Origin of the sequence: Sorangium sp. So ce381 (assembly GCF_051473845.1) — a bacterium.
In the GTDB taxonomy this organism is placed as follows: Bacteria; Myxococcota_A; Polyangia; order Polyangiales; family Polyangiaceae; genus Sorangium; species Sorangium atrum.
In genome coordinates, this window is record NZ_CP150336.1 from 7,171,857 (window position 1) to 7,190,249 (window position 18,393).

At 70.6% G+C, this 18,393-nt stretch carries 16 protein-coding genes; 7 read left to right on the top strand and 9 right to left on the bottom strand.

The features are described from left to right. The first annotated feature begins 347 nt into the window (after positions 1 to 347). From WMF29_RS26685 to WMF29_RS26695, 3 genes are read left to right on the top strand one after another with little or no spacing between them, the layout of a single operon-like run. The gene (locus tag WMF29_RS26685) at positions 348 to 1,478 is read left to right on the top strand and encodes a hybrid sensor histidine kinase/response regulator (RefSeq protein ID WP_437322960.1); all 1,131 of its coding nucleotides are present in this window, start codon (positions 348 to 350) and stop codon (positions 1,476 to 1,478) included. After that, complete coding sequence (locus tag WMF29_RS26690) at positions 1,468 to 3,477, top strand: PAS domain-containing hybrid sensor histidine kinase/response regulator (protein WP_437322961.1); 2,010 nt, start codon at positions 1,468 to 1,470, stop codon at positions 3,475 to 3,477. The genes WMF29_RS26685 and WMF29_RS26690 overlap by 11 nt, the downstream gene beginning before the upstream one ends. A 14-nt stretch (positions 3,478 to 3,491) precedes the next feature. Further along, on the top strand, positions 3,492 to 4,259 hold the full coding sequence (locus tag WMF29_RS26695) for a phosphotransferase enzyme family protein (protein ID WP_437322962.1): 768 nt from the start codon (positions 3,492 to 3,494) through the stop codon (positions 4,257 to 4,259). Positions 4,260 to 4,352: 93 nt separating this feature from the next. Here WMF29_RS26695 and WMF29_RS26700 read toward each other — a convergent pair whose 3' ends face one another. After that, positions 4,353 to 5,219, bottom strand: a complete 867-nt coding sequence (locus WMF29_RS26700) for a HEAT repeat domain-containing protein (protein WP_437322963.1) — start codon at positions 5,217 to 5,219, stop codon at positions 4,353 to 4,355. Between the two features lie 294 nt (positions 5,220 to 5,513). Here WMF29_RS26700 and WMF29_RS26705 point away from each other — a divergent pair, with 294 nt between their 5' ends. Then, the gene (locus tag WMF29_RS26705) at positions 5,514 to 6,206 is read left to right on the top strand and encodes a transcriptional regulator (protein ID WP_437322964.1); all 693 of its coding nucleotides are present in this window, start codon (positions 5,514 to 5,516) and stop codon (positions 6,204 to 6,206) included. Positions 6,207 to 6,225: 19 nt separating this feature from the next. On the opposite strand, the gene WMF29_RS26710 is transcribed toward WMF29_RS26705, so the two are convergent. After that, on the bottom strand, positions 6,226 to 7,128 hold the full coding sequence (locus tag WMF29_RS26710; RefSeq protein WP_437322965.1) for a nucleoside hydrolase: 903 nt from the start codon (positions 7,126 to 7,128) through the stop codon (positions 6,226 to 6,228). Between the two features lie 147 nt (positions 7,129 to 7,275). Here WMF29_RS26710 and WMF29_RS26715 point away from each other — a divergent pair, with 147 nt between their 5' ends. Together WMF29_RS26715 and WMF29_RS26720 are read left to right on the top strand one after the other, a co-directional pair. Further along, entirely contained in the window at positions 7,276 to 8,106 is an 831-nt protein-coding gene (locus tag WMF29_RS26715; RefSeq protein ID WP_437322966.1) for a hypothetical protein, read from the top strand. Positions 8,107 to 8,333: 227 nt separating this feature from the next. After that, the gene (locus WMF29_RS26720) at positions 8,334 to 9,494 is read left to right on the top strand and encodes a PAS domain-containing protein (protein ID WP_437322967.1); all 1,161 of its coding nucleotides are present in this window, start codon (positions 8,334 to 8,336) and stop codon (positions 9,492 to 9,494) included. Between the two features lie 145 nt (positions 9,495 to 9,639). On the opposite strand, the gene WMF29_RS26725 is transcribed toward WMF29_RS26720, so the two are convergent. Both WMF29_RS26725 and WMF29_RS26730 read right to left on the bottom strand, forming a co-directional pair. Continuing rightward, entirely contained in the window at positions 9,640 to 10,875 is a 1,236-nt protein-coding gene (locus tag WMF29_RS26725; protein WP_437322968.1) for a hypothetical protein, read from the bottom strand. Positions 10,876 to 11,270: 395 nt separating this feature from the next. Beyond that, complete coding sequence (locus WMF29_RS26730; RefSeq protein ID WP_437322969.1) at positions 11,271 to 11,939, bottom strand: glutathione binding-like protein; 669 nt, start codon at positions 11,937 to 11,939, stop codon at positions 11,271 to 11,273. A 76-nt stretch (positions 11,940 to 12,015) separates the two neighbouring features. Between WMF29_RS26730 and WMF29_RS26735 the strand changes: the two genes are divergently transcribed. Further along, positions 12,016 to 12,984 carry a LysR family transcriptional regulator gene (locus tag WMF29_RS26735; protein WP_437322970.1) on the top strand — a complete coding sequence of 323 codons (969 nt, stop codon included), beginning with the start codon at positions 12,016 to 12,018 and terminating at the stop codon, positions 12,982 to 12,984. A gap of 21 nt (positions 12,985 to 13,005) precedes the next feature. Here WMF29_RS26735 and argC read toward each other — a convergent pair whose 3' ends face one another. The 5 genes from argC to WMF29_RS26760 all read right to left on the bottom strand — a co-directional run bounded on the left by argC (position 13,006) and on the right by WMF29_RS26760 (position 18,372). After that, positions 13,006 to 13,956, bottom strand: a complete 951-nt coding sequence (gene argC / locus WMF29_RS26740; RefSeq protein ID WP_437322971.1) for an N-acetyl-gamma-glutamyl-phosphate reductase — start codon at positions 13,954 to 13,956, stop codon at positions 13,006 to 13,008. 54 nt (positions 13,957 to 14,010) lie between these two features. Next, positions 14,011 to 14,268 (bottom strand): hypothetical protein, encoded by a 258-nt coding sequence (locus tag WMF29_RS26745; RefSeq protein WP_437322972.1) that lies wholly within the window; start codon positions 14,266 to 14,268, stop codon positions 14,011 to 14,013. Between the two features lie 8 nt (positions 14,269 to 14,276). Next, on the bottom strand, positions 14,277 to 14,879 hold the full coding sequence (locus tag WMF29_RS26750; RefSeq protein WP_437322973.1) for an RNA polymerase sigma factor: 603 nt from the start codon (positions 14,877 to 14,879) through the stop codon (positions 14,277 to 14,279). A gap of 8 nt (positions 14,880 to 14,887) precedes the next feature. Beyond that, on the bottom strand, positions 14,888 to 15,100 hold the full coding sequence (locus tag WMF29_RS26755) for a YgaP-like transmembrane domain (RefSeq protein ID WP_437322974.1): 213 nt from the start codon (positions 15,098 to 15,100) through the stop codon (positions 14,888 to 14,890). Between the two features lie 206 nt (positions 15,101 to 15,306). After that, complete coding sequence (locus WMF29_RS26760; protein WP_437322975.1) at positions 15,307 to 18,372, bottom strand: hypothetical protein; 3,066 nt, start codon at positions 18,370 to 18,372, stop codon at positions 15,307 to 15,309. Positions 18,373 to 18,393 lie beyond the last annotated feature (21 nt).

The window sequence follows — 18,393 nt, forward strand, 5'->3', positions numbered from 1 at the left end:
GGTTGCCGGTGAACGACGCGCCGACATCATGAGGTTCCAGGGACTCGAATCCAAGGAGGCTCCCGACAAAGCCAGTTTGTTCTCCTGGCGACGAATGTTGTTCATGACAGCCTCCTTTCGGTGCGTTGCGCCGCACTCCCTCCCTCGCGGAGCCGGCGTGACCAGAGGCCACGAGGGAAACGATGTAACGGGACGCTGACGTAGCGCCTCGCGCGGAGAACGGGCAAATGCGGCAATCTTGGCGCTGTCACGACAGCATCGGGGCGCCGTCCAGCGACGACCATGACCTGAACGCTATGGTAGGGCCGTTGCCGCTCATGTAAGGTTGCGCCCGTAGCCGAGGGCGCATGGAACAGCACGAGCCGAGATCCAAGGTGCTGGTCGTCGATGACAACGAACAGAACCGCGCGCTCGCCCAGGCCACGCTCGAGGACGACGGCTACGAGGTCGTGCTCGCCGTCACGGGAGAGGAGGCCCTCGAGCAATTCGAGCGCCACAAGCCGGATTGCGTGCTCCTCGACGTGCGGATGCCGGGGATGGACGGCTTCGCCGTGTGCTCCCGGCTCCGCAGCCTGCCCGAGGGCGCGAGCACGCCGATCGTGTTCTTGACGGCGCTCCGCGACGTCGACACGTTCGACAGCGCGCTTCGCGCCGGGGGCGACGACTTCCTGACGAAGCCGATCCGCCCGTCGGAGCTGCTCGTGCGGGTGCAGGCCGCCCTGCGGCTGCGCCGGCTCGGCGCGGAGCTGCGCGACCACGTCGAGCTCGTCCGGCAGCAGCGCGACGCGCTGATGCGCCTCCAGCTCCAGAAAGAGCGGCTCACGGCGTTCGTCGTGCACGATCTGAAGAACCCCGTCAGCAGCATGGACCTGCACGCGCAGTTCCTGCTCCGGGACCGCGCGCTCCCGGAGGAGGCGCGCGACTCCGCGCGGCACATCCGCGACCAGGCGCGCGCCCTGCTGCGGCTCATCTACAACCTGCTCGACATCAGCAAGAGCGAGGAGGGGAGGCTCGCCCCCGAGCGAGCGAGCGTCGATCTCCGCGCGCTCGTGCTCGAGGTGTTCGCCGCGCTCGACCTGCGCGCGAGCTCCCGCTCGATCTCCCTGCGCGAAGCCGTCGAGGCGCCCGCCGTCCGGGCCGACCCGGACCTGCTCCGCCGCACGATCGAGAACCTCCTCGAGAACGCGATCGTCCACGCCCCGCCCGGGACGGCGGTGACCGTGAGCGCCGTGAAGCGCGGCGCCGAGGTGGAGATCCGCGTCGCGGACTCGGGGCCGGGCATCCCCGCCGAGCTGCGCGAGCAGGTGTTCGATCGCTTCGTCCAGCTCGGAGGCGACGCTCCAGTCCGCCACCGCGCCGGCCGCGGCCTCGGGCTCGCGTTCTGCAAGATGGCCGTCGAGGCGCACGGCGGGACCATCCGGATCGAGGACAACGCGCCTGGCGCCGTGTTCTGTGTGAGGTTCCCCGATGACCCATGAAATCTCCTCCGCCGAGCGCCTGCCTGCACCCGAGCCGGCGCCCCATGCACCTGGCGCTCGCCAGCTCGACGACGGCACGTTCCGCCTGCTCATCGACGCGGCGCCCGACGCCATGGTGGTCGTCGACGAACAGGGACGTATCGTGTTCGTCAACGTCCAGACCGAGCGAATGTTCGGCTACACGCGCGGCGAGCTCATCGGGCAGGCGATCGAGATCCTGCTCCCGGAGCGATTCCAGCGGTCTCACGTCGCGAACCGCTCGGCGTTCATCGCCGCGCCCAGGGCGCGCCCCATGGGGTCGGGGCTGGAGCTGTTCGGCCGCCGGAGGGACGGCAGCGAGTTCCCGGTCGAGATCAGCCTCAGCCCGCTGGCGACCGAGGGGGGCACCCTCTTCTCGAGCGCCATCCGCGACATCAGCGACCGCAAGCGCCTCGAGGCCGTGGCGCAACGCACGAGCGACCTCCTGCGGAGCGCGGTGGAGAGCTTCCAGGGCGCGTTCGCCGTGTTCGACGCGCAGGATCGGCTCGCGCTCTGCAACAGCGTGTACCGGCACTGGCTCGGCGCGCGGGTGGACGGCCCCATGGTCGGGCGGAGCTATGATGAGATCCTCGGCGAGAGCCTCGCCGCGGGGCTGTTCGCCCTCGGCGGCGAGCCTCCGGCCGCCTTCCGTGAGAGGATGCTCGCCTACCACGCAGAGCCGAATGGCACGCTGGATCTCTGCACGAGCGACGGGCGCAGCCTGCGCGCGACCGAGCGCCGCACGGCCGAGGGCGGGACCGTGTGCACCCTCTGGGACATGACCGGCGACGTGCAGCGCGAGGAGGAGCTCCGCAAGGCGCGCGGCATCGCCGAGGCCGCGAGCTCCGCGAAGAGCGAGTTCCTCGCCTCGATGAGCCACGAGCTCCGCACGCCGCTCAACGCGATCCTCGGCTTCGCCCAGCTCTTGCACCGCGACAGGAAGACGCCGCTCACCGATCGCCAGAAGGAGCGGATAGAGCACGTCCTCAAGGGCGGCGAGCACCTGCTCAAGCTCATCGACGACATCCTGGACCTCTCGCGCATCGAGGCGGGCCGCGTCACGGTGTCGATCGAGCCGGTGAACGTCCCCGAGGTGCTGGCCGAGGTGAAGACGACGCTCGACCCCATGGCCCAGCGCGCCGGGATCGAGATCGCGCTCGCGCCCCTCCCCACGGAGCTCCCGAAGATCACGGCGGATCGCACGCGCTTCGCGCAGATCCTCATGAACTACGGCTCGAACGCGATCAAGTACGGCCGCAGGGGGGGCCGCGCCACGATCGCGGTCTCGATGCCGGAGGACGGGGTCGTGAAGATCTGCGTGATCGACAACGGTATCGGCATCCCCCAGGAGCAGCACGCGAAGATCTTCCAGCCCTTCCAGCGCGCCGGTCAGGAGACGGGGCCGATCGAGGGGACCGGGATCGGCCTCGCCATCACGAAGCGGCTCGCGGAGCTCATGGGCGGCGGCGTCGGCTTCGCCAGCATCCCGGGCGAAGGGTCCGAGTTCTGGATCGAGCTCCCGGCGCACCAGGAGCCGCCGGCGGTCGCCGCCCCGGCGCAGGCGGGCGCGCGCCTGGAGGCGTCGCCGCTCGCCGGGCCCGGCGGCATCCGTCATTCGGTCCTTTACGTCGAGGACAACCCGTCGAACATCGCGTTCATGGAGGAGCTCATCTCCGAGTTCGAGCGTGTCCACCTGATCACCGCGCCGAACGCCGAGATCGGCATCGAGCTCGCGCGCTCGCGTCGACCCGAGGTCGTCATCATGGACATCAACCTCCCCGGGATGAGCGGCTACGAGGCCATGCGCAAGCTCGAGGAGTGGCCGGAGACGCGCGACATCCCCGTGATCGCGCTCAGCGCGGCGGCGATGGCCCGGGATACCCGCCGCGCCGAGCAGGCCGGGTTCTACCGGTACCTGACCAAGCCGGTGAGGGTCGACGAGCTGACAACCGTCCTCGAGGAGCTCCTCCTCCCGCCGTAGCGCCCCGAGGCTGGATGGTCGACGAGCAGGTATTCAAGGGCGGCGTGAACACCGTGCGCCGGCGCGGCGACAGGGTCCACCGGCCCGCGACGGCGGCCACGCCTGCCATCCACCGGCTGCTGCGGCACCTCCGCGCGGCGGGCTTCGACGCGGCGCCGGAGCCGCTCGGGTGCGACGATGAGGGGAACGAGGTGCTGTCGTACCTCGATGGCGAGGTCCACAACCCGCTCCCGGACGAGCTGCGCACTCCCGAGCTCCTCGCGTCCGCCGCCACCCTGCTGCGCCGGTTCCACGACGCCAGCGCGACGTTCGTGTCGGGACCGGACGACCGGTGGCAGCTCCCGCCCCGCCCACCGGCCGAGGTGATCTGTCACGGCGACCTCGCGCCCTACAACTGTGTCGTCCGCGACGGCCGGGTCGTCGGCTTCATCGATTTCGATACCGCTCATCCGGGCCCGCGCGTGTGGGACGTGGCGTACGCTGTCTATCGTTTCGCGCCGCTGCACGCGCCGAGCAACCCGGACAGCGCCGGCAGCCCCGAGGACCAGGCGCGGCACGCAGCTCGGTTCTGCCGCGCTTATGGCGTCGCGCCCGGGCCCCTGTTGCTCGACACCGTGGCCGACCGGCTGGCGGCGCTGCTCGCCTCCATGCGCGCGCGGGCCGCGGCCGGCGACGTCGCATCCCAGGCGCACATCGCGGCCGGCCACCCCGCTTTGTACGAAGAGGACATCCGCTATTTGCGGGCGCAGCGCGATCGGCTGCTGCGGGCATTCACCCCGTGATGGGCCGACGCCCCCCGCGGCGAAGGCCGGAGGGAAGTTCGTGATCGGGCTCAAGCCCGAGGGGATGCTCGGCGACAGCGACGAGCGGAAGTCCTAGCCACCGTCGACCCCCGACGGGCCCTCGAGCGACCCGAGAGCGCGGCGGGCCACCGCCCGCACGGCGGCGTCCGGATCGCGCTCGGCGAGCCACACGAAGCGCTCCTCCGCCCGCGCGATCTCGCTTCCCTTCGCGCCCGGGCGCATCGCGACGAGCGCCCGGATCGCGGCGCGCCGCACGCCGCCCTGCTCGTGTCGGAGCAGCGTCGTCAGGGGCCGCACCGCCTCGCGCGCGGCGCTCGGGGCCGCCCGCGAGAGCCCGCGCGCGGCCGCCTCGACCACGGGCGCGTACGGATGCTCGAGCGCCTCGAGCAGCGCCGCGCGGTGGTGAAGCGCGCTCTCCGGATGTCGCGCGAGGAGCTCTGCCGCGCTCAGGGCGATCCTGCGGGACGCCGGCGCGAGGAGCTCCGCCACGACGTCGGCCGGCACGCTCTTCCCCGCCTGCGGGCCCAGCCGGCGCAGCGCATCGAGCACGCTGACCCGGGCGAGGATCTGCTCGTGACGCACGGACGAGGCCGAGCAGCACATGGGCGAGCACCGCTCCCCGAGCGGCTCGCGCAGCGTCTCGACGAGCACCGGCACCGCGACGGCGGCGCGGCGGCCCATCCTCCCGAGCGTGCGCGCAACGTGGCCGCGCAGGTGCGCGACGTCCAGACGTGCATAGAGCTTCTCGTCGTACCCCTCGGCAGGACGTCGCAGGTCGAGGACCCGCACCAGAAGATCGGCCGAGAGCTCGGCGGGCACCGGACCGCGGCCGAACGGCATGAGCGCTCTGGCCGACGCGTGCCACAGCGCGCGGCGCTGCGGCTCCCGGAGGAGCGCCTCGAGGACATCCGCCGGCCGCCGGCGATCGGCCGTGCTCATCTCCTGACCTCGCGCGACGCCCGCTCGAATCCCATCCTGCGAAGACCCTCGCCGTGACCGGGCATCTTCCCGCGAAACGCGAGGCCGGCCGCCAGGGGTGGTATCTTAACACACGCGGTGGAGCTCACGTTCGAGACGGCCAACAGGCCTGCACATATCGCACCTTCCGCTCCTCGACGCGTCGACCCCACCACGTTGTCATCCAGGCTCAGCCCGCTCGCCGGCGGTCGCTCCGATCTGCGACGAGCCAATTTCGCTCGACGAAGCCGCGCTCGATCGGCGTAGCGTGGCTGTATGACCCAAAGGCGCGATCATGCCCTCTCCTGCACGACGCTCTTGCTCATCGCGTGTGGACTGGCCGGCTGCGGCAAGGCCTCCACGCCGCCCGCGGCCGCCCCCGAGCCGCTCGCACCTCTCACGTTCCGGCGATCGGCGGACGACATCATCCTCGCGGCGAAGCTGCCGCCCGATACCGCGCCCCGCGCGTCGCTCGAGATCCACCGCCTCGACGCCTACGCCGCGTGCAACGCGGCGCAGGTGCGCCTCTCCGCCAGCGTGAGCGCGCGCGCGGACGCGGGGCCGAGCGCGCTCACGCTGTCGAGCCTCGTCATCGGCGGCCTGGGGCTCGCGGGCGGCATCGCCACCACCGCGCTCGCCGCGGGCCTCGAAGCCAAGCCGCCCCCGGTGGGCGCGCCGTCGCTCCCGGACGCGGAGCCGCCTGACGTGGACGGCAAGACGGGCGTGATCGTGGCGGGGGTCGTCACGGGCGTCGTCGTCGTGGGCGCCGTCGTTGGAACGCTCCTGCTCGCCGGCGGCGACGACGACGACCACAAGCACAAGCTCGATCTGGGCGTCGGCGGCGCAGGGGGGCTCCGCGACGCCATCCGCGCCTTCGAGGCCGCGTGCCCGGACGAGCCGCCCGAGGACGCCCTCGCCGCGTGCATCGACAGGGCGCGCGCCCTCCGCAAGGCCTGCGCAGCCCGGTGAGGCGTGCTCCGACGGCGGCTCAGCGCGCGAGCACGTCGAGGAAGCGCTCCTCGTGGAACCCGATCGAGATACGCGTGCTCGTGCCCTCCATGGCGCGCGCCCCCCATTCGCCCTTCTCGCGGTAGATCTCGACCTCGACGAAGTCGCAGACGCGCTCGTCGAGCGCGCAGGCGGCCGCGACGAGATCGTGCATCGCCTTGCCAACGCCCTTGTCTGCCAGGTACCGATCGAGCGCGTCGATCATCCCCGTTAGGCCGCTCCGCGGCGATCGCCCGGAGACCCGGCGGCTCAGCGCCTCGCGCATGGCCTCGGTGTAGACGACCCCGTGACAGACGTTCTTCGAGACGAACCTGCGCTCTCCGATCTGCGGTGAGGCGAGCAGCGCGAGCGCCTCCCGGGGCGCGCCGCCGGGGTTGAAGCTCGGGCAGGTGAGGCGCCCGCGGAACTTCTCGAGCGGCTCGGCGACCAGGTTGTCCCCCGCGAAGCCGCCTTGCTGGACCCAGCGAGCGAGCCGGAGCCCGGGGGCGTCCTTGAACGCCTTGCCGATGTTCTTGGGCGCGGCCCCGACGAGCACCGTGGCGTCCGGATCGCGGAGCAGCTCGGCGAGCAGCGCGGGGCCGACCGCGACCTCGCCGACCGGGTGCTCCAGGATGCCGGGGCCGTAGCACGCCGGGTGGAAGCCGGAGACCCGCGCCTTCTTGCCCTCGCTCGTCGCCCACCACGCGGGGCCGTGCAGGGCGCCGATCGGGACCTCCGGCCGCCCGCAGCGATCCAGACCCCAGCGGACGAGCCGGCACTGATCCTCGGAGCCGGGCGTGACGAGCACGCCGAGCAGCTCGACGTCGGGGTGATCGGCGAGCCAGAGCAGCGTCATGAAGTCATCCGGGTCCGCTGTCTCCATCTCGAAGATCATGCGCTTCACGCCGCACCTCCATGCCATCGCGCGGTAGAGCAAAATCGATTAGGCTCGATACGAGCGGGCAGCCGGAGAGACGACCGGCCGCGCGACGGAGCCAGCGCTCGACCCGCGCGGCTGCGCGCGGCCAGGCCGCACGACCCCGAGGAGCGAATGAAGCGCATACACCTGTTCGAGATAGAGGATTTCAGCTGGTTTCCCGGGTGGCTACGGGCCTGCATGACTCGCCTGATCGTCGTCATGCACAGGGCGCTGGGCACGAGCGAGGCGCTGGCCGAGCTGATCGCCAGAGCATTGAAGGAGTCGAACACATCGAACATCATCGACCTCTGCTCCGGGAGCGGCGGGCCGATGATCGACGTCGTGCGGATCCTGCGCGAGAGGCCCGGGTTCGAGGGCATCAAGCTGACGCTCACGGACCTGTACCCGAGCAAGGAGGCGGCGGAGCTCATCAACAACCAGGAAGGGAGCAACGTGTCCTACCAGACGAGCCCGGTGGACGCCACGAAGATCGACGGTGAGACACCTGGCTCCGTGGGCCTCGCGGGCCTCGCGGGTCTCAGGACTATGGTCAGCAGCTTTCATCACATGAGGCCGGACGGCGCGAGGAAGATACTGGAGTCGGCCCAGAAGAGCAGGCAGCCGATCTGTATTTTCGAGATCAGCGACAACAGTCATCCGATGTTCCTCGGGTGGCTCGCCCTCCCGATCAACTTCGTGATGTGCCTCCTCATCACGCCCCTTGCGAGGCCCATGACCCTGCGGCAGCTCGTCTTCACCTATATCGTGCCGATCATCCCGCTGTGCTTCGCATGGGATGGCGCGGTCTCGAACGCGAGGACCTACACGCTCGATGACCTGGATGAGCTGCTGAGCGGGCTCCGGAGTGAAGATTACCGATGGGAGAAGGGAGTGACCGGCGGGAGGGCGAAGAAGCTCTATCTGCTCGGCATTCCCACCGGCGACGCCGGCTCCGGCGGCTGAGCCGCTCCGACGCGGACGAACCGGTACGTACCGGTCGTACGGATCACCGGAGATCGCGCGGCGAGCGTGGTCCGAGGCTGTATGTCCCCCTCGTGCGTTCCGACGATTGGATTAAGGCCATGCCTTCGTGCGCGTCGCGGATTGCGCCCTACTATTCGTGTGCGGTCATCGATCTACCTTGTGATGCGCAATCCCGGTATGCCTGTCCGGTTGCGGAGGGGAACACGATGGCTGACGCAAACGGAGCACTGAGCTCGCTGGATGACTTTATCGCACACTCCCCGGAGATGCTGTTCGTCGCCGGGGGCGACGGCGCGCTGCTGCGATGGAGCGACGCGCTGGGCCAGACGATCGGCCCAGCGCTCGCGCACGGAACCCCGTTGACCGAGCTCTTCCACCCGGAGGACCGCGGCGCGCTCACCACGAGGTGGGAGCAGGTGCGGGGAAGCACCGCCCCCGTCCATGTCCACGGCCGCGTCATGAGCGCGGAGCGCAGCTACAAACCGCTCTCGTGCGTGGTGCGCGGCGCGCGCCAGGATGGGCTGGTCTACGGCTCGTTCCGTGACGCGCCGATCGGCGATGGCGCGCTCGACGAGCTGACGGAGCTGAGGGCCCGGGACAGGATGCTCCGCGCCTTGATCCACGCTCTTCCGATAGCGGTGTGGGCCGTCGATCCCGACGGAACGTACCTCTACCATGAAGGCAAGGGGCTCGAGGCCAGCGGCCATCGGCCTGGGCAGCACGTCGGGGCGAACATCTTCGAGCTCTACGGCGACGCCATGGGCGCCATCACGCGCGCGCTGGCCGGTGACCATGTGCACGGGCTGGCCGAGGCCCATGGCTGCGTCTGGGAGAGCTGGATTCTCCCCCTCGGAGAGACGACCGGGCAAGTCAGCTCTGTCCTCGGGTTCTCGCTCGACGTGACGGAGGCGCAGCGCGCGCAGCAGGCCCTCCAGACCAAGCTCGACGTGATCGAGGCGCAGCAGCGGGTCATCCGGGAGCTCGCAGCGCCGATCATCGAGGTGTGGGACGGCGTGCTGGCGCTGCCCATGATCGGCGTCGTCGACAGCGCGAGGACGGCCGACGCGATGGAGAGCCTGCTCGACGCGATCGCGAGCCGCGGGGCGCGCTTCGCGGTCCTCGATCTCACCGGCGTGCAGATGGTGGACACGAAGGTCGCCGATCACCTGATCAAGCTCGTGCGGGCCATCCAGCTGCTCGGCGCCGAGGGGATCATCTGCGGCATCCGCCCGACCGTGGCGCAGACGATGGTGACGCTGGGGCTCGACCTCAGCGCCATCGTGACCAAGGCCAACCTGCGGGCCGGCCTGATGCACTGCATGCAGCGCTTGACCCCGCGCGCGGCGCCGCGAGCGCCGTCGAGCTGAAAGGCCCCGCAACGGGGAGCACGTCAATCGGCGGGGTGGTCCCGTCGTTGCACGTCATCCAGGGCCCCGTGAACGGCGGGATGCTGCTGGCGTACGGCGGGGCGCCGTAGAAATCGCCGTCCTCGAAATCCTCGATGACGAGGCCTCATATCGCGCAGATGAACAGCCCCTGGCAGTCCGGATCGGAGCAATCCGCGAGGCCGTCTGCGTCGTCATCGGCGCCGTTGCTGCACGCCCAATCGGTGTTCTCGAGCCCCGGTGCGCAGTACGGCTGCGACTGGCAGTCCGCATCAGAGCAATCCGCGAAGCCGTCCCCGTCGTCATCGGCGCCGTTGCTGCACGTCCAGTCCGTGTCCTCGCGCACCGGCGCGCAGTACGGCTGCCACTGGCAGTCCGGATCGGAGCAATCCGCGAGGCCGTCCCCGTCGTCGTCGTAGCCGTTGGTGCAGGCCACATCGGTGTTCTCGTACACCGTCGAGCAGTATGGATACCCCTGGCAGTCCGGATCGGAGCAATCCGGGAGGCCGTCCCCGTCGTCGTCCCAGCCGTTGCTGCACTCCCAATCGGTGTCCTCGCCCACCGGCGCGCAGTACGGCTGCCACTGGCATTCCGGATCGGAACAATCGGCGAGGCCGTCCCCGTCGTCGTCATAGCCATTGCTGCAGGCCACATCGGTGTTCTCGTACACCGGCGAGCAGTACGGATACCCCTGGCAGTCCGGATCGGAGCAATCCGGGAGGCCATCCCCATCGTCGTCCCAGCCGTTGCTGCACTCCCAATCGGTGTCCTCACCCACCGGCGCGCAGAATGGCTGCCCCTGGCAGTCCGGATCGGCGCAATCCGCGCGGCCATCCAGATCGTCATCGTAGCCGTTGCTGCAGGCCACATCGGTGTTCTCGTACAGCGGCGTGTCGTCGACCCCGATGACGATGTCGATCCTTCCATGCCCGACGGAAATGACATCGCTGTCTGCCCGGAACTGGAACGCCACGGTCGTCGTCGTGCCTTCGCCGATGAAGACCCCCACCGGATTCGCCGACGTGAGGGACGCCGAGACGGGCTGGAAGCCGACGCCCGTCGATCGCTCGAGGACCCAGCCCGGCTGGAGGAATACGTTGTAGCCACCGACCGGCAGCACCTCCGTGAGCACCGGCGCGTCGCCCCCTCCGTAGATGGTCCGCACCGTCGGGCCGTAGATATCGAACCGTGCCTGGGACAGGCGGTAGGTCGCGCCCGAGGAGCTGCTCCCGACGAGGGCCAGGCTGAGCGAGCCGACATCCGACTCCTGCTCGGCGTCGTCCGGCGCGGCCGCCGTGCAGCCGACCGGGATCGCAGCAATGGCCAGGACCGAACATACGAAGAGTTGTCGCAAGTGTCTCATAATGACCCTCGTATCAGAGCCGGCCGCGCGTGAGAAGCGGGATTCGTGAGCGATCCATAACGTCGCGCGGCCGTTGCGCTTTGCCCGTTGCCCCGTTGCCCCGTTGCCCCGTTGCCCCGTTGCCCGTGGGGCGTAGGCCGTGCGTCGCCGGCCGTCAGCCATCTATGGTTAGTTGCGCAATCCCCCGCCATCATTCATCGCGGCCGTCGCGTCCCCCCGGCCATCGCCTCGCCGCTTCTCGTCGCCCTCATCGCCTCGCGCCTGCCATCGCCTCCTCTCGCATCCCATCCCCCGCTGTCGGCTCGCATCACACGCCATCGTCGCCCGGGCCGCTCCGAGAATGCGCCGCGCCCGGCGCGCCCCTCGCCGGGCGGGCCGGGCGCGATCCGCTCGGGTCAACCGTTCGGCGCCGGCGCGTCGACGGCCTCGGCGGCCTTCGCGTGCCGCGCTTGCTCCCGGAAGTAGCCCTCCCGCTCCTCGGCGAAGGCGCGCGCCACGGCGGGACGTCCGTGGAGGCGCGCATGGTACGCGGCGAGCGCCGGCCAGGACTTCAGGTCGATCGGCGTGACCACGGACCAGTTGAGCACCGCGAAGAGGTACGCGTCGGCGACCGAGAAGCGGTCGAGCAGGAACTCCCGCCCCTCGAGCCGTTCGGCCACCCAGCCGAGGCGGCGCGGCGCCCCGGCCAGCGCATGGGCCTTGACCTCGGGCGCGGCCGTCTTGTTCAGCAGCGGGCTGTAGACCGCCTTGTGGAGCTCGCTCCCGATGAAGCCGAGCCACTGCTGGAGGCGCGCCCGGCCGAGCGGATCCCGCGGCGCGAGCTCCGCCTTCGGGAACCGATCCGCCACGAGCTGAAGGATCGCCGCGTTCTCGGCGAGGATCTCGCCTCCTTCGATCTCGAGCGCGGGGACGAACCCGAGCGGGTGGATCGCATGGTAATCGGCGCCCCCCACGGTCCGCTTCGTCTTCAGGTCGACCTCCACATACGAGGCCTCCGCGCCGGCCTCGTACAAGGCGATGCGCGTGGCGAGAGAACATGCGAGCGGAGCGAAATAGAGCTTCATGAAAACCTCCTGACGGCGCCCAACGTGCGCCTCGCGGGGCTGTGCGTCCAACGCATCGTCGTGATAGGGTCTATGCGTGTCACGCATACCGTCCTCCTCTGCGCCTCCTGCGATCGGACCGCGGCCTCAGCTCGAGATCCGCGATCTGGAGCTCGTCCTCTCGCTGGCTGCCGCCGGGAGCACGGCCGGCGCCGCCTCGGCGATGCACATCACGCAGTCCGCCGTGAGCCGGGCGCTCGCCCAGGCGGAGGAGCGGGTCGGCGCGCTCCTCTTCGAGCGCACCGCGCGCGGGGTCACGCCGACGGCCGCGGGCGAGCGGCTCATCGCGGGGGCCGGGCTCGTCCTCGCGCAGCTCCGGGAGCTAGAGCGAGAGGTCGCGGCGCCGGTCGCCGCGACGACGCGCGTCCGCCTCGTGTGCGAGTGCTACACGGCGTACCGCTGGCTGCCCTCCGCGATGACGAGCCTCCGGCGCAGGCTGCCCCGACTCGAGATCGTGCTCGCGGTCGAGCACACCCACGATCCGGTCTCCGCGCTCGTCCGGGGGGACATCGACGTCGCGCTGCTCACCACGTCGTCCCTGCCGAGCGACCGCGAGGCGGGCTGCGCGCTCGTGGAGCGGCCGCTCTTCTCGGACGAGATCATCTTCGTGATCGCGACCTCGCACCCGCTCGCGGGGCGGGCTTCGCTCACGCGCGACCACCTCCGCGAGGGCCCGCTGATCACGCCGAACGCGACGCCGGCCGAGGCGCGCTGGTTCATGAGCGCCGTCTTCGGGCGGCAGCGGCCCAAGATCGAGCTCCTGCGGTTCCCGCTCACCGAGGCCGTGGTCGACGCGGCGCGCGCCGGGATGGGGATCGCGACCCTCTCGGAATGGGTGGCGGAAGCCTATCTCAGCAGCGGCGACCTCGTGGTCAAACGGCTCTCGACCGGCCCGCTCCGCCGGCCCTGGCGGATCGCGTTCCGGCGCGCGTACGCCGACGCCGCGGAGCGCCTGATCGCCGCCCTCGAGAGCTCGGCGCCGCGGCTCTACACGCGCGCCGGGTGACCCGGGTGACCCGGGTGGCGCTCAGTCGAGGCCGGTGGCCTCCGGCGCGCCCAGCATCAGGTTGAGGTTCTGCACCGCCGCGCCGGAGGCGCCTTTGCCGAGATTGTCGAGGCGCGCCACGACCAGGATCTGGTCCGGCTTGCCGAACACGAACACGTCGAGTCGGTTCGTGTCGTTGCACTCCAGCGCGCCGAGGTAGCCGTCCTCCAGCGCGCCCTGGCCGCCGAGCGGCATCACCCGGATGAACGGCTCGCCGGCGTAATAGGACGCGTAGAGCTCGTGGACCGCGGCGGGCGTCGCCGGCCGCGCCAGGGCGTCCGTGAACAGGGGCACCGAGACGAGCATGCCCTTGTAGAAGTCGCCCACGACCGGCTGGAACAGCGGAGCCCTGTCGAGGCCGGCGATCGCGCGCATCTCCGGAATGTGCTTGTGCTGCAGCGTGAGCCCGTACGGGCGCGGGCCGCGGAGCTGCTCGCGGCGCGCCCCGTCGGCCTGCTCGTAGGCCTGGATCATCTTGCGCCCGCCGCCGCTGTAGCCGGTGAGCGAGTGCGCGATCACGCGGGCGTCCCTGGGCAGGAGCCCCTGCTCGACGAGCGGCGCCACGAGCGCGAGGAACCCGGTCGCGTGGCACCCGGGGACGGCGACGCGCCGCGCGCCGCGGACGGCCTCGCGCTGGCCGGGGCGGAGCTCCGGGAAGCCGTACACCCACCCGTCGGCCGTCCGGTGCGCGGTGCTCGGATCGATGACGCGCGTCCTCGGGTTCTCGATCCACCCGATGGATTCGCGGGCGGCGTCGTCGGGCAGGCACGTGATGAGCACATCCGCCTCGTTGATCAGCGCGCGGCGCGCCGCCGGGTCCTTGCGGCGGTCCGGGTCGATCTCGAGCAGCTGGAGGTCGCGGCGGCCCTGCAGCCGCTCGCGGATCTGGAGCCCCGTCGTACCTTCCTGCCCGTCGATGAACACCCGATGCATGGTGGCCGTGTCCATACGCCGACCGCGCCCCCGGGACCAGCGCTTCGCGCTAGCTCACCGGCGGCTCTGCGGCGCCCAGGCGCATCCGCCGTCGTCGCACGGCTCTTCGAGGTGCTCCCCTCGCGCCCTGGCGCTGACCATCTGGATCAACCCCAGCGTCCAGCACATCGGGCATCCGCCCACCGCCACGAGCGCGACTGGCAACAGCGCCATCGCCAGCCAGAGGGAAGCGCGCGCGACGAGCACCGAGGCCACGAGGGCCGCAAGGCAGATCGCCCCACGCGCGAGGTGCTCCACAAGGCTCTTGCTCATGAACATGGCTAATTTCTCCTCTCCTCCCCTCCCCGCACCCACGAGGCGGAAGGCGCGCCCTCCTGCCGGAGGACCTCCCGCCGCACCAGCTGCCGCGCCCGGTGCAGACGGCTCTTCATGGCCGCCTCGCCGAGCCCGAGCATCTGGCACACCTCCTCGCCCGTCAGCCCCTCGACGTCGCGCAGCACGAGCACCTCTCGATAGGGCCGCTCCAGCACGGCGATGGCCTCATGCACGGCGCGGACCAGCCGCCAGCGCTCGAATGCTGCCTGAGGGTCGAGATCGCCCGAGGGCACCGCGTCGATGTCGTCCACCCGATCTCCCTGCCGCGCGCGCTCTTGCGCGAAGGGGCGAAGCATGCGCAGGCACGCGTTCCGGACCACCGTCATCAGCCAGGAGAGGACGCCCGGATCGCGCGCCACGTCGGGGCGGCGCGCGAGCTTCGTGAAGGCCTCCTGGACCGCGTCGTCGGCGTCGAAGGCGTCGCGGCACGCGCGCAGCCCGAAGCGGTACACGCGGTCATGGTAAGCGCGGACGAGCAGCTCCAGCGCGCCGTCATCGCCGCGCGCCGCCGCCGTGAAGACCGGCTCGTGTGCTCTCGATGCTTCCATTCCGCGCCTCAGCTCCGCTGGAGGGGGCATGTGGATCTGCCGATCAGAGCGTACCCGAAGCACGTGCCCGAGAGCGCCGTAAATATCATGTACACAGCCGACAGACCGAACACGGTGAGGCGCGTCACGAGCGTCAGCGGCGCCGCCCAGGCGCACACCAGCAGCGCAAGTGCACCGAGACCACGCAGCAACCGATCCATCTTCCCCACATTGCTTTTCATGAGCTCCTCCATCCTTCGTCCGGAGAAGCCCCGACGCGGGGTGGAGGATTCACGAAATCGTTGCGCCGGTGGCGCAGAAAGCGACCGAGCGACGCCTACGCGATGCGTCCACGCCTGCGCGACGCATCCACGCCTACGCGACGCGTCCACGCCGCGCAGCTCCAGGGGCTATCGAGCGCGCCGGCCACGGCCAGCGCTCGCCGCGCTCAAGCCGGAGTGACGCGGCTGGCGACGTCGCCGGGTCCGACGGCGCGGGGCTCGGGGCGAAGGTCATTCACCGTGCTCGCCCAACTCTGGCCCGCGCTCCCCGTCGCGTCGTCCAGCGTGCGCACGACCTCGCGAGCGAGCGCCTCGCCGAGCAGCCGGTACGCCTCGAACTGCGCTTCGTCGAAGAACTGATCCGCGGTCGTCTGGTGCGGAAACTCGGGGTAAGACTCCGCATATCGCTGGACGTCGAGCGGCAGCCCCGGCAAGAGGCCGGCCTTGACGTAGACGACCGTGACCTCCTTGGTCGCCGTATCCTTCTCGGTCGCCCCGGTCTTCGCGCCCGGATCCAGCTTGAACTTCCCCACCAGGATCGGCGTGCGCGGTGTGCGCTGCTCCCAGGTGCCTCGCGGATCGTTCGGGCGAACGCGCTCGAGGTCCTCGCGCCTCAGCTCGAAGTCGAGCCCGCGGTCCACGCGCAGGATCCGCGCCGCCTTCGCGAGCTCGTCGCACGTCCACTCGGGATCGGCGCTGGCGTCGATGCACAGGATGAGCTCGCACTCCCGCTCGACGAGCGTGGTCAGTCCCAGGTTGTCGTGGTGACCGCCATCGGAGACGAAGACCAGCGTGTCGCTCTCCTTGTTCCGCGCGAAGATCTCTTTGAACTGATAGGCGCTCCAGAAGTGCGCCCACCTCCGGAAGAGCACGTGCGGATCGCCGGCAGACCTCGCGAAGCGCGGGTTCTGGACCCAGAGGCCGAGACCGCAGTTGAGCACCGTGAGGACGACGCGCGCCCACCGCGGGATCAGCGTGCCGCCCTGGCTGTTCACGGCTGCAGCGCTGATGGCGATCGAATGGGCCAGGGTGAGCGTGTCGCCATAGGCCTCGGCTGGCCCCCACCCGGTCGCGGGCCCGCCGACGGCATAGGGGCTGAACTCGAACCGCGCGGTGCCCCGTTTGTAGAGGACAGGGTCGTTCGACCCCGGGGTGTTGACCGTGGCGGTCACGACGTGGAGCGGCGCGCCGCGGTGCGGCCCGCCCAGGTTCCAGGGCGCTGGATCCGCCGCGTACGTCCTCTCGACGCGCGGCTGGTTCGAGGGCCTCAACGCGGCGAGCGGCCAGGCGGAGGGAGAATCGCTGGCCGGCCGGTCGGAGTCGCCCGGCAACGACAGGTACGCACGGCGGATCTGGTTGGCCCAGAACCGGTGAAGGCCCGTATGGTTCCTCGACGTCATGAAGCTGAGCCCGATGAACACGAGGCTGAGCGCGGCCACGACCATCAGCTCGACGACGTGCAGCGGGTCGTGCTGGCCAGGCACGCGGACGAGCCCGTCGATCGACTGAGTGAGCCGGATCGGCGCGAAGAGCAGCCACCGGAGGACGTTCGCCCATGCCGACGTGACGCCCTTCACGACATCGTAGAGCGCCGTGAAGCCGAGCGCGAACACCTGTCCGCTGACGGCGACCCCGATGACCGCAAGGAGCTGCTCGCGCTTCAGGCGGCTCAGCAGGACGGCAAGCGCCAGAGCCAGGGCAGCGCACAGGGCGAGGAGGGTGAGCAGGGGATCGGCCCGCAGCGCGAGCAGGGAGCACCACGTGAGCGCCGCGAGCAGCGCCACGCGAGCGGCCACCCGGGTCCCCGCCTCGTGGACGGACGGCCGCGAGAGGAGGATCCCGGCGTACATGACGAGCAAGGCCAAGAGGAGGACACCTCCTGCCAACGCGAGGACGAACACGAGGATGTCCAGCACAGGGAGCTCTGCCGCGATCGCGCCGGGCAGCGTGCCCGGCTCCGCGGGCGCCGTGGTGAAGAACAGAGATCGCGCTCCATCGAAGCGCGAGACGACCTCGGCCACGCCGCGCTTGACCGCGCGCGCGAGGAACCCCGACCTCGAGCTCGAGTGGTAGAGGAGGACGAGCGCCGCGAACCCGGCCGTGAGGAGCGACAGCGCGTTGGCGACCGCGCCGACCAAGATCATGAGGAGCGGCTGGAGCGTGTTGGCGGTGAGGCCGATCCCGCCGGGGACGAGGTAGTCGCCTCGCAGGCGGATCCTGTCGAGGAGGCGGTTCCATGAGTCGGCCTCCAGCGGCTTGAAGCGGGGCTCCGCGTCCGCCGTCGGGTGAACGCCGGACGTCAGCGCCGTGAGCGCGCCCCCCGCCCAGCCGCCGCCGGAGACGGAGCTCATGTAATCGACGTACTTGAGGATCACCTCGCCGCTCTTCGTCGGGATCGTGGCGATTCCTTTCAGGAAGCCGAGGCACAGGGTCGCCGAGCGAATCCCTCCGCCGGAGAGCGACAGCCCGATGAGGTGCGCGCCGCGCGGATCATCGCCGTCGCCCGTGGAGGGGTGCTTCAGGTTGGCCGCGCAGCGCCGCGCCCCGATCCACTTGGCTTCGAGCGCGCGAAGGTCACCGATGGTGCGGTACTCGGACTCGTCCCTCGAAGGCCTCGCGGCGGACTCCCACGACTGCAGGATCGTCAGCAGCGTGCCGAGCGTCAGCATGAGGGCAGCGATGACCGAGGAGACAACCCTGTACTGCGGGCTCGTGTGCTGGTCCCCGTGGACCGCGTACCACAACGCCACCCCCCATACCGTGACGAACGTGCTCACCAGCAGACCGACGGCGATCAAGACGCCGCCGCGGCCCATGGGCTTCAGCCGGATCCAGCCCGTCCCTGGGGGTAGATCCCGCCACAGGCGCCGAAGGAAGCGCCCCACGACGAACGCCTGAGGCGCCATGGCCCCGACGAAGACCATGGCGAGCGGGACCGCGGAGACCGCGGCGTCCACGAGCTCGCCGCGCCCCTCGATGACCGGAGTGAAGCGCTCCGGCGACCAGAAGAACGGCACCGCCCCAAAGACGAGGCCCGAGACGCCCAGGACCACCCGATTGGGCCAGTCCACCTCGCGAAAGAAGCGCTTCACCCATGGCCATGGGCTGCGCTCCCCCTTGCCCGGCCCCTGCCGATCCGGCTCGTGACCGGGGAGGGCTCCCGATGGCGGCGGCGTGCGCTCTCCGTCCGGCGGAGCGGGCTTGGTCATCGGGTGCTCGTCGAGTTGGGACATCGTTCCCCGCACGGGTTCCAG